This window comes from Pseudomonas nitroreducens TX1 (assembly GCF_000313755.1).
Taxonomy (GTDB): domain Bacteria; phylum Pseudomonadota; class Gammaproteobacteria; order Pseudomonadales; family Pseudomonadaceae; genus Pseudomonas; species Pseudomonas nitroreducens_A.
The window spans coordinates 101,787-115,638 of sequence record NZ_AMZB01000126.1 but is presented as its reverse complement, the minus strand read 5'-3'; the positions used below and the strand labels follow the sequence as shown (position 1 = coordinate 115,638).

General features: G+C 64.8%; 14 protein-coding genes. 4 read left to right on the top strand and 10 right to left on the bottom strand.

From position 1 onward, the window contains the following. Positions 1–63: 63 nt before the first annotated feature. The 4 genes from yjiA to C167_RS0123080 form a co-directional block, all read right to left on the bottom strand. Positions 64–1,062 (bottom strand): GTPase, encoded by a 999-nt coding sequence (gene yjiA / locus C167_RS0123095; RefSeq protein WP_017520679.1) that lies wholly within the window; start codon positions 1,060–1,062, stop codon positions 64–66. A 77-nt stretch (positions 1,063–1,139) separates the two neighbouring features. Next, the gene (locus C167_RS0123090) at positions 1,140–1,343 is read right to left on the bottom strand and encodes a YbdD/YjiX family protein (protein WP_017520678.1); all 204 of its coding nucleotides are present in this window, start codon (positions 1,341–1,343) and stop codon (positions 1,140–1,142) included. 12 nt (positions 1,344–1,355) lie between these two features. After that, on the bottom strand, positions 1,356–3,422 hold the full coding sequence (locus C167_RS0123085) for a carbon starvation CstA family protein (RefSeq protein ID WP_017520677.1): 2,067 nt from the start codon (positions 3,420–3,422) through the stop codon (positions 1,356–1,358). Between the two features lie 185 nt (positions 3,423–3,607). After that, on the bottom strand, positions 3,608–4,117 hold the full coding sequence (locus tag C167_RS0123080; RefSeq protein ID WP_017520676.1) for a DUF3015 domain-containing protein: 510 nt from the start codon (positions 4,115–4,117) through the stop codon (positions 3,608–3,610). A 179-nt stretch (positions 4,118–4,296) separates the two neighbouring features. Between C167_RS0123080 and C167_RS0123075 the strand changes: the two genes are divergently transcribed. After that, entirely contained in the window at positions 4,297–4,665 is a 369-nt protein-coding gene (locus C167_RS0123075; protein WP_017520675.1) for a PilZ domain-containing protein, read from the top strand. Positions 4,666–4,735: 70 nt separating this feature from the next. Here the strand turns inward: C167_RS0123075 and radA are convergent, their stop codons facing one another. The 3 genes from radA to C167_RS0123060 all read right to left on the bottom strand — a co-directional run bounded on the left by radA (position 4,736) and on the right by C167_RS0123060 (position 6,731). After that, entirely contained in the window at positions 4,736–6,115 is a 1,380-nt protein-coding gene (radA, locus tag C167_RS0123070; RefSeq protein ID WP_017520674.1) for a DNA repair protein RadA, read from the bottom strand. 54 nt (positions 6,116–6,169) lie between these two features. Beyond that, the gene (locus C167_RS0123065; protein ID WP_017520673.1) at positions 6,170–6,412 is read right to left on the bottom strand and encodes a hypothetical protein; all 243 of its coding nucleotides are present in this window, start codon (positions 6,410–6,412) and stop codon (positions 6,170–6,172) included. Positions 6,413–6,488: 76 nt separating this feature from the next. Then, the gene (locus C167_RS0123060; protein WP_017520672.1) at positions 6,489–6,731 is read right to left on the bottom strand and encodes a YdcH family protein; all 243 of its coding nucleotides are present in this window, start codon (positions 6,729–6,731) and stop codon (positions 6,489–6,491) included. Positions 6,732–6,901: 170 nt separating this feature from the next. On the opposite strand from C167_RS0123060, the gene mscL reads away from it, so the two are divergent. Then, positions 6,902–7,318, top strand: coding sequence for a large-conductance mechanosensitive channel protein MscL (mscL, locus tag C167_RS0123055; protein ID WP_017520671.1), 417 nt, complete (start codon positions 6,902–6,904; stop codon positions 7,316–7,318). Positions 7,319–7,342: 24 nt separating this feature from the next. On the opposite strand, the gene C167_RS0123050 is transcribed toward mscL, so the two are convergent. The 3 genes from C167_RS0123050 to C167_RS0123040 form a co-directional block, all read right to left on the bottom strand. Further along, positions 7,343–8,893, bottom strand: coding sequence for a TerC family protein (locus tag C167_RS0123050; protein WP_026079230.1), 1,551 nt, complete (start codon positions 8,891–8,893; stop codon positions 7,343–7,345). A gap of 229 nt (positions 8,894–9,122) precedes the next feature. Beyond that, complete coding sequence (locus C167_RS0123045; protein ID WP_017520669.1) at positions 9,123–9,899, bottom strand: ferredoxin--NADP reductase; 777 nt, start codon at positions 9,897–9,899, stop codon at positions 9,123–9,125. 120 nt (positions 9,900–10,019) lie between these two features. Further along, on the bottom strand, positions 10,020–11,012 hold the full coding sequence (locus C167_RS0123040) for a TRAP transporter substrate-binding protein (protein ID WP_017520668.1): 993 nt from the start codon (positions 11,010–11,012) through the stop codon (positions 10,020–10,022). Positions 11,013–11,354: 342 nt separating this feature from the next. On the opposite strand from C167_RS0123040, the gene C167_RS0123035 reads away from it, so the two are divergent. Then, positions 11,355–12,479 (top strand): methyltransferase, encoded by a 1,125-nt coding sequence (locus C167_RS0123035; RefSeq protein ID WP_017520667.1) that lies wholly within the window; start codon positions 11,355–11,357, stop codon positions 12,477–12,479. A 66-nt stretch (positions 12,480–12,545) separates the two neighbouring features. Beyond that, entirely contained in the window at positions 12,546–13,403 is an 858-nt protein-coding gene (locus C167_RS0123030; protein ID WP_037006317.1) for an alpha/beta fold hydrolase, read from the top strand. Positions 13,404–13,852: the final 449 nt, after the last annotated feature.

Genomic DNA, 13,852 nt, shown 5'->3' with positions numbered 1-13,852 from the left:
AGACATAGAATCTCCTACGAAGAGCACCAAACAAAACGCCCGGCACTGGCCGGGCGTTGTCATTCAGGCGGTCGGGCCTCCGGTAATGCGATCGAAGCCCCGGCGAATCTCTTCTTCCGGCAGGTTGTCACCGATGAAGACGATCACGCTTTCGCGCTGCTCGTCCCCTTTCCACGGCGTATCCCAGTCGAATCCATAGAGCCGCAACACGCCCTGGAACACCAGGCGGCGCTCCTCGCCGGCGATGTTCAGCACGCCCTTGTAGCGCAGCAGTGAGTTGCCGTGCCATTGCAGCAGGTCGTCCATGAATTCGCTGAGGCGTTCGATATCCAGCGGGTTGTCGCTGCGCAACACCAGGGTGGTGATGCGGTCGGTGGTGCCCGCCGCCGGGCGTACCGGGCGCAGCAGCGGGCGCAGGCCAAGGTCAGCGTTGAGGTTGAAGCCGCGCACGTCGAGCAGGCGCTCCAACTCGATGGCGCCGTGCTTCACGGCATGGATCTCGGCGCGGCGGTTGATGCGCTGCAGGCGCTCGACCAGCGCGTCGTACTGTTCCTGCGAAACCAGGTCGGCCTTGCTGATCAGGATGCGGTCGCCGAAACCGACCTGGGCCTGGGCAATGGCCTCCTGCAGGTGGCGGTCGGCGTTGGCGGCGTCCACCAAGGTGATGATGCCGTCGAGCAGGTAGCGCTCGCGCAAGGTCTCGTCGACGAAGAAAGTCTGCGCCACCGGGGCCGGGTCGGCCAGGCCGGTGCACTCGATCACCACGCGGTCGAAATCCAGCTCGCCGTTGTCGCGGCGCTCCAGCAGGACGTAGAGCGCCCGCTCAAGGTCGCTATTGATGGTGCAGCAGACGCAGCCGTTGGACAGCGTCGTCACCTGAACCGCGTCGTCGCCGAGCAATTGAGCATCGATCGGCGTCTCGCTGAATTCGTTCTCGATCACGGCGATCTTCTGGCCGTGCTCGGCCTTGAGGATGTGCTTGAGCAGGGTGGTCTTGCCAGCCCCGAGGAAGCCGGTGAGGACTGTCACCGGAACCTGCGGCGCGCTTGCGGAATCAGTCATGGATACATCCAGGCAATCAGAAAGGAAAACGGGCCGCGATCGCTCGCGGCCCGTCCGTTATACACCCATCCGCGCGGTCAGCAGCAGCGGATCGGCCTCCCCTTGCTGCCACCGTAGCGCGCCTCCTGGCGCTCGCGGAAGAACTCCTCGTAGGTCATCGGAGTCTTGTCCGGGTGCTTGTTCTGCATGTGCTGAACGTAGGTGTCGTAATCGGGCATGCCGACCAGCATGCGCGCCGCCTGCCCGAGGTACTTACCCATGCGGCTGAGGTCGTTGAACATATTGCTCCTCCGTCAGGCGTCCGGTATCGGCTGGAACGGCGCTTCCTTGTCGGTGCGCTCCTTCTTGGTCCAGGCGCTGGCGCCGACCTTGATCGCGTACACCAGCACGCTGAACACTACCAGCAGGAACAGCACGGTGAGACCGGCGTTGATGTAGGCGTTCATCATCACGTGCTGCATCTGGCCGATGTCCTTTGCCGGGGCGATGATCTGGCCGGCGTCCAGGCCGGCGGAGTACTTCTTGCCCAGGGCGATGAAGCCCACGGCCGGGTTGCTGTCGAACAGCTTGATCAGACCCGCGGTGGTGGTGCAAATCAGCAGCCAGGCGGCCGGCAGGGCGGTCACCCAGACGTACTGCTGGCGCTTCATCTTGATCAGCACGACGGTGGCGAGCATCAGCGCAATGCCGGCAAGCATCTGGTTGGAGATGCCGAACAGCGGCCACAGCGTGTTGATGCCACCCAGCGGATCGACCACCCCCTGGTACAGCAGCCAACCCCACAGCGCGACGCAACCGCCGGTGCCGATGATGTTGGCGGTCCAGGATTCGGTCTTCTTCAGCGCCGGGACGAAGTTGCCCAGCAGGTCCTGCAGCATGAAGCGTCCGGCACGGGTACCGGCATCCACCGCCGTGAGGATGAACAGCGCCTCGAAGAGGATCGCGAAGTGGTACCAGAAGGCCATGGTGTTCTCACCCGGCAACACCTGGTGAAGGATGTGCGCGATGCCTACGGCAAGAGTCGGCGCACCACCGGCACGGGCCAGGATGGTGGTCTCGCCGATGTCCTTGGCGGTCTGGGTCAGCACGTCCGGGGTAATGGCGAAACCCCAGCTGCTGACAGTGGCGGCGACCGCATTGACGTCGGCGCCGACAACGGCCGGCGGGCTGTTCATGGCGAAATAGATGCCCGGCTCGATGACCGAAGCGGCGACCATCGCCATGATGGCCACGAAGGACTCCATCAGCATGCCGCCGTAGCCGATGTAACGGGCGTCGGGCTCACGGTTGAGCAGCTTGGGCGTGGTGCCCGAGGAGATCAGTGCGTGGAAGCCGGACACGGCGCCACAGGCGATGGTGATGAACAGGAACGGGAACAGGCCGCCCTTCCACACCGGGCCGGTGCCGTCGGTGAACTGGGTCAGGGCCGGCATCTTCAGCTCCGGCGAGACGATCACGATGCCGATGGCCAGCGCGACGATGGTGCCGATCTTGAGGAAGGTCGACAGGTAGTCGCGCGGGGCCAGCAGCAGCCACACCGGCAGCACCGAGGCGATGGCACCGTAGGCGATCAGCATCCAGACGATCTGCACACCATGGAAGGTGAACACCGGGGCCCACTCGGGGCTGGCGGCGATCTGCCCGCCGAGCCAGATGGAGCCCAGCAGCAGCAGGATGCCCACCACGGAAATCTCGCCGATGCGGCCTGGGCGGATGTAGCGCATGTACACGCCCATGAACAGCGCGATCGGGATGGTCGCCAGCACGGTGAACATGCCCCACGGGCTTTCGGCCAGGGCCTTCACCACGATGAGCGCGAGCACCGCGAGGATGATGATCATGATCAGGAACGCACCGAACAGAGCGATGGTCCCCGCCACCTGCCCCATTTCCTCGCGGACCAGTTCACCCAGGGAACGCCCGTTGCGGCGGCTGGAGATGAACAGCACCATGAAATCCTGCACGGCACCGGCCAGCACCACGCCGGCAATCAGCCAGAGCGTGCCGGGCAGGTAGCCCATCTGCGCAGCCAGCACGGGGCCTACCAGCGGGCCGGCGCCGGCGATGGCAGCGAAATGGTGGCCGAAGAGGATGTGCTTGTTGGTCGGGACGTAGTCCAGGCCGTCGTTGTTGAGGACCGCGGGGGTCGCTCGGTTGGGGTCCAGTTGCATCACCTTGGTGGCGATGAACAGGCTGTAGTAGCGGTAGGCGACCAGGTAGATGGCAACCGCCGCGACGACGATCCACAGTGCGTTGATGGCTTCGCCGCGACGTAGTGCCACGACTCCCAAGGCAAATGCACCGACTATCGCCACCGCCAGCCAGGCGAGGTGACGTAGCAGGCTGTTGTTATTGTTCATAGCGAGGCTTCCGACAGTTTGAAGGCGAGAATTCGCAGAAAAATTCTAGTCTTTTCCAGCGACCCATTCATACGACCTTAGTCTAGGGCGATTACGCGCTTATTGCCGGAGGTCAAAGCGTTCCACCGCAGGGTCAGGAAACGAAAAGGCCCGCCTGAGGCGGGCCTTTTGCGGCGCAACGGTGGTCAGGCCGGCTGCTTGGCGTACTGCGCCAGGACCTGGTCACGGCTCATCACGGCCAGGGTGTTGTTCAGCACCTGCTCGCCGGTGGCGTTCTGCGACGTGAAAATCTCACCGAAGTGCTGCTGGGTGACCTGGGCGAAGTGCGCGCGGTCCTGGGTCGGAATGCCGAGCAGGACGGCGTAGGCATCCAGCGCCTCGCCATGTCCCTGGGCCATGTTCTCGGCGATATTGTCGAGCATGCCGTTCATGGCGAAGATCGAACGGCCGCCATAGGAAATGCGTTGGCTGGCGTCGCAACCGTTGGTGCCGGAGGTCAGGCCGAAGGTGGCGTTGCCCGAGGTGCCGTTGGTGGTGGTGGCAAGCAGGTGCGGGAACAGGCCGCGCTGGCCGTCGAAGACCATGTTGCCCCAGCCGCAACCCTTGCCGCTCTGGCCGGCTTCATCCGCGTGCGCTGCCAGGCTGGCAACGCTGATAACCCCGAAAATCAGACCCTTGATGAGCTTCTTGTCCATGTTCTGCACTCCGCAGTATTGGTGGTTTAACGCATATGGAGCTTTGGCGAGGGTCCGCAGGCTGTCAAACCCCCGCGGGTTGCGTCTGACGGACGAAACGTCAGCAATCGGTGTACGACGCGTCAGCAGTGCCTTGCGTCTATAGTGAGGCGAAGCAGAAACGGGCGGAGAGCCACGACATGACTGACGACCACGACGAGCGCCGGCGCTTCCAACGCATCGCCTTCGACGCCGGCACCGAGATCAGCCAGGGCGACCTGCGCTGGAAGGTGACGCTGCTGGACCTGTCACTGCAGGGGCTGCTGGTGCAACGGCCGGAACACTGGAGCATCGTTGCAGAGGAACCGGTGCAGGTGCGCATCTACCTGGGCTTCGACGTCAACGTCTACATGGAGGCGGACCTCGCCTGGGAGCGTGAAGGCCTGCTGGGCTTCAACTGCCGGCACATCGACCTGGACTCCATCAGCCACCTGCGGCGCCTGGTGGAGCTGAACCTGGGGGATGAATCGCTGCTGGAGCGGGAGCTGACGCTGCTCAGCGAACATTGAGATCGCGTGCCACCCTGAACCCGATCGCGGACGAAGTCCGCGATCGCTTATCCGCATCGCCAATGCAGCTTTACTCGAACAACGCATCCAGCGCCTGCTCCAGGCGTGTCACGGCGATCACCTGAAGACCCGGCGGCGCTTCCTTCGGCGCGTTGCCCTTGGGCACGATGGCACGCTTGAAGCCATGCTTGGCCGCTTCCTTCAGACGTTCCTGGCCACTGGGCACCGGCCGCACCTCGCCGGACAGCCCGACCTCGCCGAACACCAGCAACTGGTGATCCAGCGGCCGATTGCGCAGGCTGGACATTACCGCCGCCATCAGCGCCAGGTCCGACGCCGTTTCCAGCACTTTCACGCCGCCAACCACGTTGAGGAACACGTCCTGGTCATAGGTCGGGATGCCGCCGTGGCGGTGCAGCACCGCCAGCAGCATGGCCAGTCGGTTCTGGTCCAGGCCCAGGGTGACGCGGCGCGGGTTGGCCAGGTGGCTGGTGTCCACCAGCGCCTGCACTTCCACCAGCATCGGCCGTGAACCTTCCCAGGTGGCCATGACCACGCTGCCCGGTACCGATTCCTGGGCGCGAGTGAGGAAAATTGCCGACGGGTTGGACACTTCCTTCAAGCCACGGTCGGTCATGGCGAACACGCCCAGCTCGTTGACCGCGCCGAAACGGTTCTTCACCGCCCGCAGCAAACGCAGGCGGCCATCGGACTCGCCCTCGAAATACAGCACGGTATCGACCATGTGCTCCAACACGCGCGGCCCCGCCAGGGAACCCTCTTTGGTGACATGGCCGACCAGGAAGATCGCCGTACCGCTCTGCTTGGCGAAACGCACCAGCAGTGCCGCGCTTTCGCGCACCTGGGCGACGCCGCCCGGCGCGGATTGCAGTTGTTCGGTGAAGATGGTCTGGATCGAGTCGATCACCATCACCTTGGGCTGCTCCTGGCGCGCCGTGGCGATGATGGTCTCGATGCAGGTCTCGGTCATGACCTTAAGCTTGTCTTCGGGCAGGCCCAGGCGGCGGGCGCGCATGGCGACCTGCTGCTGGGATTCCTCACCGGTGACATAGAGCGCCGGCCGGCGCGTGGCAATGTTGCAGAGGGTCTGCAGGAGAATGGTGGACTTGCCGATGCCGGGATCGCCGCCGATCAGCACCACCGAGCCGTCGACCAGGCCGCCGCCCAGGGCGCGGTCCAGCTCCGCCGAGGCGGTGGAGAAACGCGGCATTTCCTCGACGCTGACTTCGGCGAGGGTCTTGATATTGGCCTGCTGGCCGGCCCAGCCACCACGGCCGGAAGCACTGCTGCCCGAACCCCCCGTGGGGGTGGTGTCGATGACGGTTTCGACCAGGGTGTTCCAGGCACCGCAATCCGGACACTGACCGGCCCATTTCGGGTAGGTGGCGCCGCACTCGGTGCAGCCGTACATGCGCTTGGCCTTGGCCATGAGGGACTTCCGTCGAATACAAAGTCCGCATCATAGCCAATCGAGCCAGACGCTTCAGCTCGCGAGGCGGCGGTACTGGCTTTCCATATCGTGCTTGAGGCTCTCGCGACGCATCAGCAGCGAGGCCAGGGTGCAATCGGGGCGTTCGATGCCCTCCTCCACGCGGCCGATGCGCTGGTCCAGCAGCTCGTACTGCAGCTTCAGGCGAACCAGTCGTTCCTGCGCGCGCAAGGCTTCGACGTTGCGATTGGGGAGCTTGGTGACGGACTTGCCAGAGGACGAAATGGCTTTACGCATGGCGGTGGCACCGGTTGGAAAGAGATGACGGGAGCCTACGCCTCGCTCCGCCCCACACCCTTGACTCTGGTCAAGCTCAACCGGATCGCTTCAGCAGGTCGGAAATCTCGTCTTTCAGCGCCACGCGTTGCAGTTTGAGGGAGTTGAGCGCGAGGTCGTCCATTGCCTGGCGGCCGTCCTCGATGTCGTAGATCTTCTTGTCCAGCTCCTCGTAGCTGGCAGCCATGCGGGTGAAGTTCGCGTCCTTCCCGTGCAACCGGGCCATCAGGGCCTTCTGGTCGGGGAATTCGCGGGAAAGGGGATGATGCTCGAGTGGCATGGCGGACCTCCTTCTGTGGATGGATTGCCCGATAAGCCTAGACCACGCCGCGACACCGCCCACCGCCGCCGGTCATTCCAGTGGAATTGCCCCGCTGCGGGGTGTTCAGACGGCGACAGGCCGCTAAACTGCGCCTGTCCCCTCTTTCTTGCGTAACAAGGAGTCAGTGCATGAGTCTGCTTAGCGAATTCAAGGCCTTCGCGGTCAAGGGCAACGTGGTCGACATGGCCGTCGGTATCATCATCGGTGCCGCGTTCGGCAAGATCGTCTCGTCCTTCGTCGGCGACGTGATCATGCCGCCCATCGGCCTGCTGATCGGCGGCGTGGACTTCTCGGACCTCGCCATCACGCTCAAGGCCGCTGAAGGCCAGACACCGGCAGTGGTGCTGGCCTACGGCAAATTCATTCAGACCTGCCTGGACTTCATCATCGTCGCCTTCGCCATCTTCATGGGCGTGAAGGCCATCAACCGCCTCAAGCGCGAAGAAGCCGTCGCTCCCACCGCGCCGCCGGTACCGACTCCCGAAGAAACCCTGCTGACCGAGATCCGCGACCTGCTCAAGCAGCAGAACAACCGCGCGCCTTGAGCAGATCGCTGATCCGGCTGGACGTCAGCCCGGCGGCGTCAGCAGCACGCGGCCGATGCGCCGCTCGCTGACGTCCGTCACCTCCAGGCGCCAGCCGCCCAGTTCCAGCGTGTCACCCTTGGCCGGCAAGCGGCCAAGGTGCTTGAGCGCCAGCCCGCCGAGGGTCTGGTACTCCGCCGTCGGGCGGGCATGGAAGCCGACCCGCTCGGCCAGCGCCGACAGCGTCACGGCACCGTCCACCCGGTAGGCGCCCGCCTCTGCCTCGATGTCCGTACCGGACACCTCGCTGGCGTCTGGCAGCTCACCGGCGATGGCCTCCAGCACGTCGGTCATGCTCAGCATGCCCTCGAAGCCACCGAACTCGTTGACCACGAAGGCCAGGTGCGTCGAGGCCTCGCGCATCTGCTCCAGTGCGCCCAGCACCGAGCTGCTGTCCGGCAGGCTCAGCGGCTCGCGCAGCAGTGGCAGGATGTCCAGCTCGCGACCCTGCAACAGGGCGGAGAACAGCTCCTTCTTGTGCACATAGCCCAGCGGCTCGTCGATGTTGCCTTCGCGGATCACCAGCAGGCGCGAATACGGCGATTCCAGCAGCGCGCGGCGGATATTCTCCGGGCTGTCGGCCACGTCCACCCGGTGCACGCGCTGGCGGTCGATCATCACGGCCTTCACCGGACGCTCGGCCAGGCCCAGCACGCCGCTGATCATCACCCGTTCGCGGCGGTCGAACGGCGCGTCAGTGCCATCGTCCGGACCCACCAGGTCGGCGATCTCCTCACCCACCTCGTCGGCATCGACCTTGCCGCCCATCAGGCGCAGCACGGCGTGCGCAGTGCGCTGGCGCAGACCGCGCTGACCGCGCTGGCTCTTCTGGCGCTTCCAGCGCACCAGCTGGTTGGCCATCTCGATCAGCAGGCTGAAGCCGATGGCCGCGTACAGGTAGCCTTTCGGGATGTGGAAGCCCAGGCCTTCGGCGGTCAGGCTGAAACCGATCATGAGCAGGAAGCCCAGGCACAGCATGATCACCGTGGGGTGCTCGTTGACGAAGCGGGTCAGCGGCTTGCTGGCCACCATCATCAGGCCGATGGAGAAGATCACCGCGATCATCATCACTTCCAGCTGTTCGACGATGCCCACGGCGGTGATCACCGCGTCGAGGGAGAACACGGCGTCCAGCACCACGATCTGCGCGACCACCGGCCAGAAGGCCGCATAGACACGCTTGCCGTTGGAGGTGTGCACGCGGCCTTCCAGGCGCTCATGCAGTTCCAGCGTGGCCTTGAACAACAGGAACAGACCACCGAACAGCATGATCAGGTCGCGGCCGGAGAAGGACTTGCCCAGCACTTCGATCAACGGCTCGGTGAGCGTGACCAGCCAGGAGATGCTCGCCAGCAGACCCAGGCGCATCAGCAGCGCCAGCGACAGGCCGATCAGCCGTGCGCGGTCGCGCAGGTGCGGCGGCAGCTTGTCCGCAAGGATCGCGATGAAGACCAGGTTATCGATGCCGAGCACCAGCTCGAGCAGGATCAGGGTCAGCAGGCCGAGCCAGGCCGTGGGGTCCATCAACCATTCCATGTCGACTCACCTCGCTGGGTGCGCGCCATGGCAGGCTGGGAAGGTTTATCCGCGAACGCGGATGCCGGGGGAGGTTCGCCGACCGCCGGCTCTACAAGGGTAGATAGCGGGGTCGGCGTCGTACTTTGACTGTCCATAAGGTCCGAAAAAAGGGAAACGGACGCTCATCCTAAGGGCAAAGCCGGACCGACCTGAGGAGACAATCTTTTCAAAATCTATCGAGCTTGCCTTACCAATAGTTTTCCACGGCAATCTGGCCGGGCTTGCGCGTCAGCGCCAGGCTCATGCCACGGGCCTTCAGCACGGCACGGGTGTCCTCGATCATCTGCGGGTTGCCACAGAGCATCACCCGCGAGTGCTCCGGGGTGAGTTCCAGACCAGCGGCGCGTTCCAGCTCGCCGTTCTCGATCAGCGTGGTGATGCGCGCGTTCAGGCAGCCGGGCACCTGTTCGCGGGTGACCACCGGGATGAACTGCAGCTTGTGGATATGCTCGGCCAGGTGCTCCATCGCGCCGAAGTTGGCGATCAGGTCACGGTAGGCCAGTTCCTTCTCCTCGCGGGCGCTGTAGACCAGCTTGATGGTTTCGAAGCGCTCCCATACCTCGAAGTCCTGCAGGATCGACAGGAATGGCGCAAGGCCAGTGCCAGTGGCCAGCAGCCAGAGGTCGCGGCCATCGGGGAAACGATCGAGGGTGAGGAAGCCGAAGGCCTGGCGGTCCACCAGCAACTGGTCGCCGACGCGCAGGCGGCTGAGCTCACTGGTGAATTCGCCGCCGGGAACGACGATGGAGAAGAACTCGAGGAAGTCGTCGTGGGGCGCCGAAACCATCGAGTAGGCACGCCAGACGATGCTGCCGCTGGGCTTGTACACGCCCAGGCGGGCGAATTGCCCGGCACGGAAGCGGTAGCCGCTGTCGCGGGTGGTGCGCAGGGTGAACAGGCTCGGGGTGAGCGTCTGCACCTCCACCAGGGTCTGGCGGGTGAACTTCTCTTCGCTGGCGGTCATCGTCCGCTCCTTTCTCAAGAACGGCCCATTTTCCCGTATTGGCGCGCGAAGAAACACCCGCAAGGCTTGTGGCTATCCGGCGAGATCGCCACAAGCCTGTCCCAGATCAGTGCTGACGGATCAGTGCTTGCGGTTCACCACCTGGGCGGCGCGCAGCACGTCGGGACCGATCTCGCCCTCGAACTGCTTCCACAGCGGCTGCATGGCGGTGCGCCAGGCCTCGCGTTCGGCCGGGGTCAGGGCAACGATACGTGCCTTGCCGTTGGCCACCACATGGTCACGTTCCTTCTGGTTCAGCGCCTCGGCGTCCTTGTTCACCTCGACGGTGACCTCTTCGATGATGCTCTCCAGCTGGGTGCGCACCGGGTATGGCATGCTGTTCCAGAACTTCTGGTTGCTGATCACCATGTAGCTGAGCACACCGTGGTTGGTCTCGGTGATGAACGGCTGCGCTGTGTCGAGTTTCTGGCTGCCGATGTTCGACCAGGTGTTCTCGGTGCCCTGCACCTTGCCGTCCTGCAGCGCCTTGAGGGTTTCGGCGAAAGGCATCTTCACCGCCGTGGCTTCCAGCAGGCCGAACTGCGCGTTGAGCACCGACGAAGGCTGGATACGGAAGGTCAGTCCCTTGGCATCGGCAGGCGCACGCAGCTCGCGGTTGGCGGAGAGCTGCTTCATGCCGTTGTTCCAGTAGCCCAGGCCGTAGATACCCGAGCGCGCCATGGAGTGCAGCAGTTCACGGCTCTTGTCACGCTTCTGGAAGCGCTTCACCGCCTCCAGGTCATCGAACAGGAACGGCAGGTCGAAGACCTCCAGCTGCTTGGTATAGCCCTCGAACTTCGACAGCGACGGCGCCAGCATCTGTACCTTGCCGTCCTGCAGCGCCTGCAGTTCGTCGGCATCACCGAACAGCGTGGAGTTGGGGAACACCTCGACCTTCACCTGGCCGGCCAGGCGCTCTTCCACCAGCTTCTTGAACAGCAGCGCGCCACGGCCCTTGGGCGTGTCGTCGGCGACGACGTGGGAGAACTTGATCACGATCGGCGCATCGGCGAAGGCCGGTTGAGCCACGAGGAAAAGGGCGGACAGGGCCACCCCGAGCAACGACTTGTACATCGACATCCTTATGCAATGGCAATAGCCCGGCGCGCGAACAGGCGTCGCGTGTCGAGGATTCGTGAAGACTTGGAGGGGTGGCCGTCGGTCGGCGGAGCACTGCTCCGGGATCGGGCCCTACCGGGTCGCATGGACCGCCCGGTTATTATTGGGAGCCGCCGCGCATCGTCGGAAAGACGACGAAAGACGGATAGGTCATAATTTTTCGGTATAACGTCGCCCTGCACAAGCCGATGATGGCCGACTGCTTCGCAGTTTGATGACAATCTCATTGCAATCAGCCTCGTCTCATTGCGACTTCCAGCGCCACCTGTTCTCAGCCCATCTTCGTTCGAGAGTCCCATGCCCGTCCTCGCCAGCCCCTTCGCCCAGCTCGATCTGGTCCGCCATCCTGAACAGCGCGAAGATCCGCTGCAGGCCTTCGATGCGGCCGACGAGTACCTGCTCGCTCATCTGCACGAGCAAGGTGTCGGCGCAGACAGCCGCGTGCTGGTGCTCAACGACAGCTTCGGCGCCCTCGCCGCCAGTCTCGCGCACCATGTGCGCCTGACCAGCAGCGGCGATTCGCACCTGGGTTTCATCGCCCTTGAGCGCAACCTCGAACGCAACGGCCTGGCCGAAGCGCCGCTCACCTTCGTCCCCGCCAGTGAAACCCCGCAAGGCCCGTTCGACCACGTACTGGTGCGCGTGCCCAAGGCCCTGGCGCTGCTGGAAGAGCAGTTGATCCGCCTGCACGGCCAACTCGCGCCCGGCGCAAAAGTGGTCGCGGCCGGCATGATCAAGCATCTGCCGCGTGCCGCCGGCGATCTGCTGGAAAAGTACATCGGCCCGATGCAGGCCTCGCTGGCGGTGAAGAAGGCCCGCCTGCTGGTCGCCACTGCCGAGCAACGTCCGGCGCCGGCGTCGCCCTACCCTACCCGCTACCGCCTGGACAAACCGGCGCTGACGCTGGTCAACCACGCCAACGTGTTCTGCCGCGAAGGCCTGGACATCGGCACCCGCGCCTTCCTCCCGCACCTGCCGCACTACCACCATGCCGTGCGCGCCGCCGACCTGGGCTGCGGCAACGGCGTACTGGGCATCGCCTTCGCCCAGCAGAATCCGCAGGCGGAACTCACGCTGGTGGACGAGTCCTACATGGCCGTGCAATCCGCGCGGGAAAACTGGCAGGCCGCGTTCGGCGATCGCCCTGTGAATATCCATCCGGACGACGGCCTCGCCAGCCAGCCGGCGGACTCGCTGGACCTGGTGCTGTGCAACCCGCCTTTCCACCAGCAGCAGGTGGTCGGCGACTTCCTCGCCTGGCGCATGTTCCAGCAGGCCCGCGCGGCGCTGGTCACCGGCGGCGAGCTGTGGATCGTCGGCAACCGCCACCTGGGCTACCACGCCAAGCTCAAGCGCTTGTTCCGGGGCGTCGAGCAGGTGGCGGCAAATCCGAAATTCGTGGTGCTGAAAGCGACCAAATAAGCTGTCGAGGTTGCTCCGGCCGGCGCGCCGGAGCAGCATGGATCGCCGCCCCCCCGGATGCGCGCCATGACCGCACAAGAAGCCGCCCTGCCTGAACTGATCCGCACCGCCGACGGCGTCGACCTTGCCCTGCGTCGCGTAGGCCCGGCAGATGGCGTGCCGGTGGTGCTGACCCACGGCACCTTCTCCAATCACCGCAGCTGCCTGGGACTGGCCAATTACCTGGCCAGCCAGGGCTTCGCCTGCTGGCTGTTCGACTGGCGCGGGCACGGAGACAGCGAGCGCAACGACTTCCTGCATAGCTTCGACGACGTGGCCGAGCAGGATGTGCCAGCGATTCTCGACGCGGTGAGCCAGCGCACCGGACAGACGGCGCTGCACTGGGTCGGCCATTCCGGTGGCGGGCTGATCGTTTCCATGTGGGCGGCGCGCAACCCGGAGTTGGCGAAACGTCGGTTGCGCTCGACAGTATTGATCGGCTCCCAGGCCACGGCAGCCGGGAACAGCCCGCGACACTGGCTCGCGCTCCAGACGTTCGACTGGATGTTGCGCTGGAGGCGCATTGCCCCCAGCCGCGCGAAAAGCGTCGGCCCCGAGGCGGAGAGCGCGCGGCTGATGCGCCAGTGGTGCCAGTGGAATTTCCGTCGACGTTTCGATTCGCTGGACGGCTTCGACTACCTGCAAGGACTGGCCAGCGTTGAATTGCCCGTGCTCGGGGTGGCGGGCAGCGGGGACACCTTCATCGCGCCGCTCACGGGTTGCGAGGCGCTGGTGAAGGCGTTTGGCGGGACGCAGGCGAAGCTCGAACTGTTCGGACTGGCGACGGGGGCGCGGGAGGATTACAGCCACAATCGCCTGCTGCTGTCGCGCAATGCCAGCCTGGAAGTCTGGCCGCGCATCGGGCAGTGGCTGGCGCAACAATGAGCATCGCTGGGCGGTTCGCGAGCAAGCTCGCTCCTACCGCTTGGCGCCGGCATTCCCTTGTAGGAGCGCGCCAAGCGCACGATGGCGGACAAGGTCCGCTCTTGCCCTGAAATATCGTGTCGCCGCAGACCCTCTCCCCAGCCCTCTCCCTGAAGGGAGAGGGGGCCGTTCGGCGTTGCAGGAATGCGCCGAGTCAGCCGACTGGCTCCAAATGGTCGTGCCGCGCCGAATCAGTCCCGTTCCCTGAAGGGAGAGAGGGCCTTTCGGCATCATGGGAAGTCGCCGAGTCAGCCGACAGGCTCCGAATCGTCATGCCGCGCAGAATCGGCCCCTCCCGGCAGGGAGAGGGAGCCGTTCGGCGTTGCAGGAATGCGCCGAGTCAGCCGACCGGCTCCAAATGGTCGTGCCACGCCGGACCAGTCCCCTCTCCCTTCGGAGCGGGGCGCGTA

What these genes read in the sequence shown, in the direction of transcription:
- yjiA (WP_017520679.1), bottom strand. Translation starts at nt 1,062, where the DNA reads ATGACTGATTCCGCAAGCGCGCCGCAGGTTCCGGTGACAGTCCTCACC.
- C167_RS0123090 (WP_017520678.1), bottom strand. Translation starts at nt 1,343, where the DNA reads ATGTTCAACGACCTCAGCCGCATGGGTAAGTACCTCGGGCAGGCGGCG.
- C167_RS0123085 (WP_017520677.1), bottom strand. Translation starts at nt 3,422, where the DNA reads ATGAACAATAACAACAGCCTGCTACGTCACCTCGCCTGGCTGGCGGTG.
- C167_RS0123080 (WP_017520676.1), bottom strand. Translation starts at nt 4,117, where the DNA reads ATGGACAAGAAGCTCATCAAGGGTCTGATTTTCGGGGTTATCAGCGTT.
- C167_RS0123075 (WP_017520675.1), top strand. Translation starts at nt 4,297, where the DNA reads ATGACTGACGACCACGACGAGCGCCGGCGCTTCCAACGCATCGCCTTC.
- radA (WP_017520674.1), bottom strand. Translation starts at nt 6,115, where the DNA reads ATGGCCAAGGCCAAGCGCATGTACGGCTGCACCGAGTGCGGCGCCACC.
- C167_RS0123065 (WP_017520673.1), bottom strand. Translation starts at nt 6,412, where the DNA reads ATGCGTAAAGCCATTTCGTCCTCTGGCAAGTCCGTCACCAAGCTCCCC.
- C167_RS0123060 (WP_017520672.1), bottom strand. Translation starts at nt 6,731, where the DNA reads ATGCCACTCGAGCATCATCCCCTTTCCCGCGAATTCCCCGACCAGAAG.
- mscL (WP_017520671.1), top strand. Translation starts at nt 6,902, where the DNA reads ATGAGTCTGCTTAGCGAATTCAAGGCCTTCGCGGTCAAGGGCAACGTG.
- C167_RS0123050 (WP_026079230.1), bottom strand. Translation starts at nt 8,893, where the DNA reads ATGGAATGGTTGATGGACCCCACGGCCTGGCTCGGCCTGCTGACCCTG.
- C167_RS0123045 (WP_017520669.1), bottom strand. Translation starts at nt 9,899, where the DNA reads ATGACCGCCAGCGAAGAGAAGTTCACCCGCCAGACCCTGGTGGAGGTG.
- C167_RS0123040 (WP_017520668.1), bottom strand. Translation starts at nt 11,012, where the DNA reads ATGTACAAGTCGTTGCTCGGGGTGGCCCTGTCCGCCCTTTTCCTCGTG.
- C167_RS0123035 (WP_017520667.1), top strand. Translation starts at nt 11,355, where the DNA reads ATGCCCGTCCTCGCCAGCCCCTTCGCCCAGCTCGATCTGGTCCGCCAT.
- C167_RS0123030 (WP_037006317.1), top strand. Translation starts at nt 12,546, where the DNA reads ATGACCGCACAAGAAGCCGCCCTGCCTGAACTGATCCGCACCGCCGAC.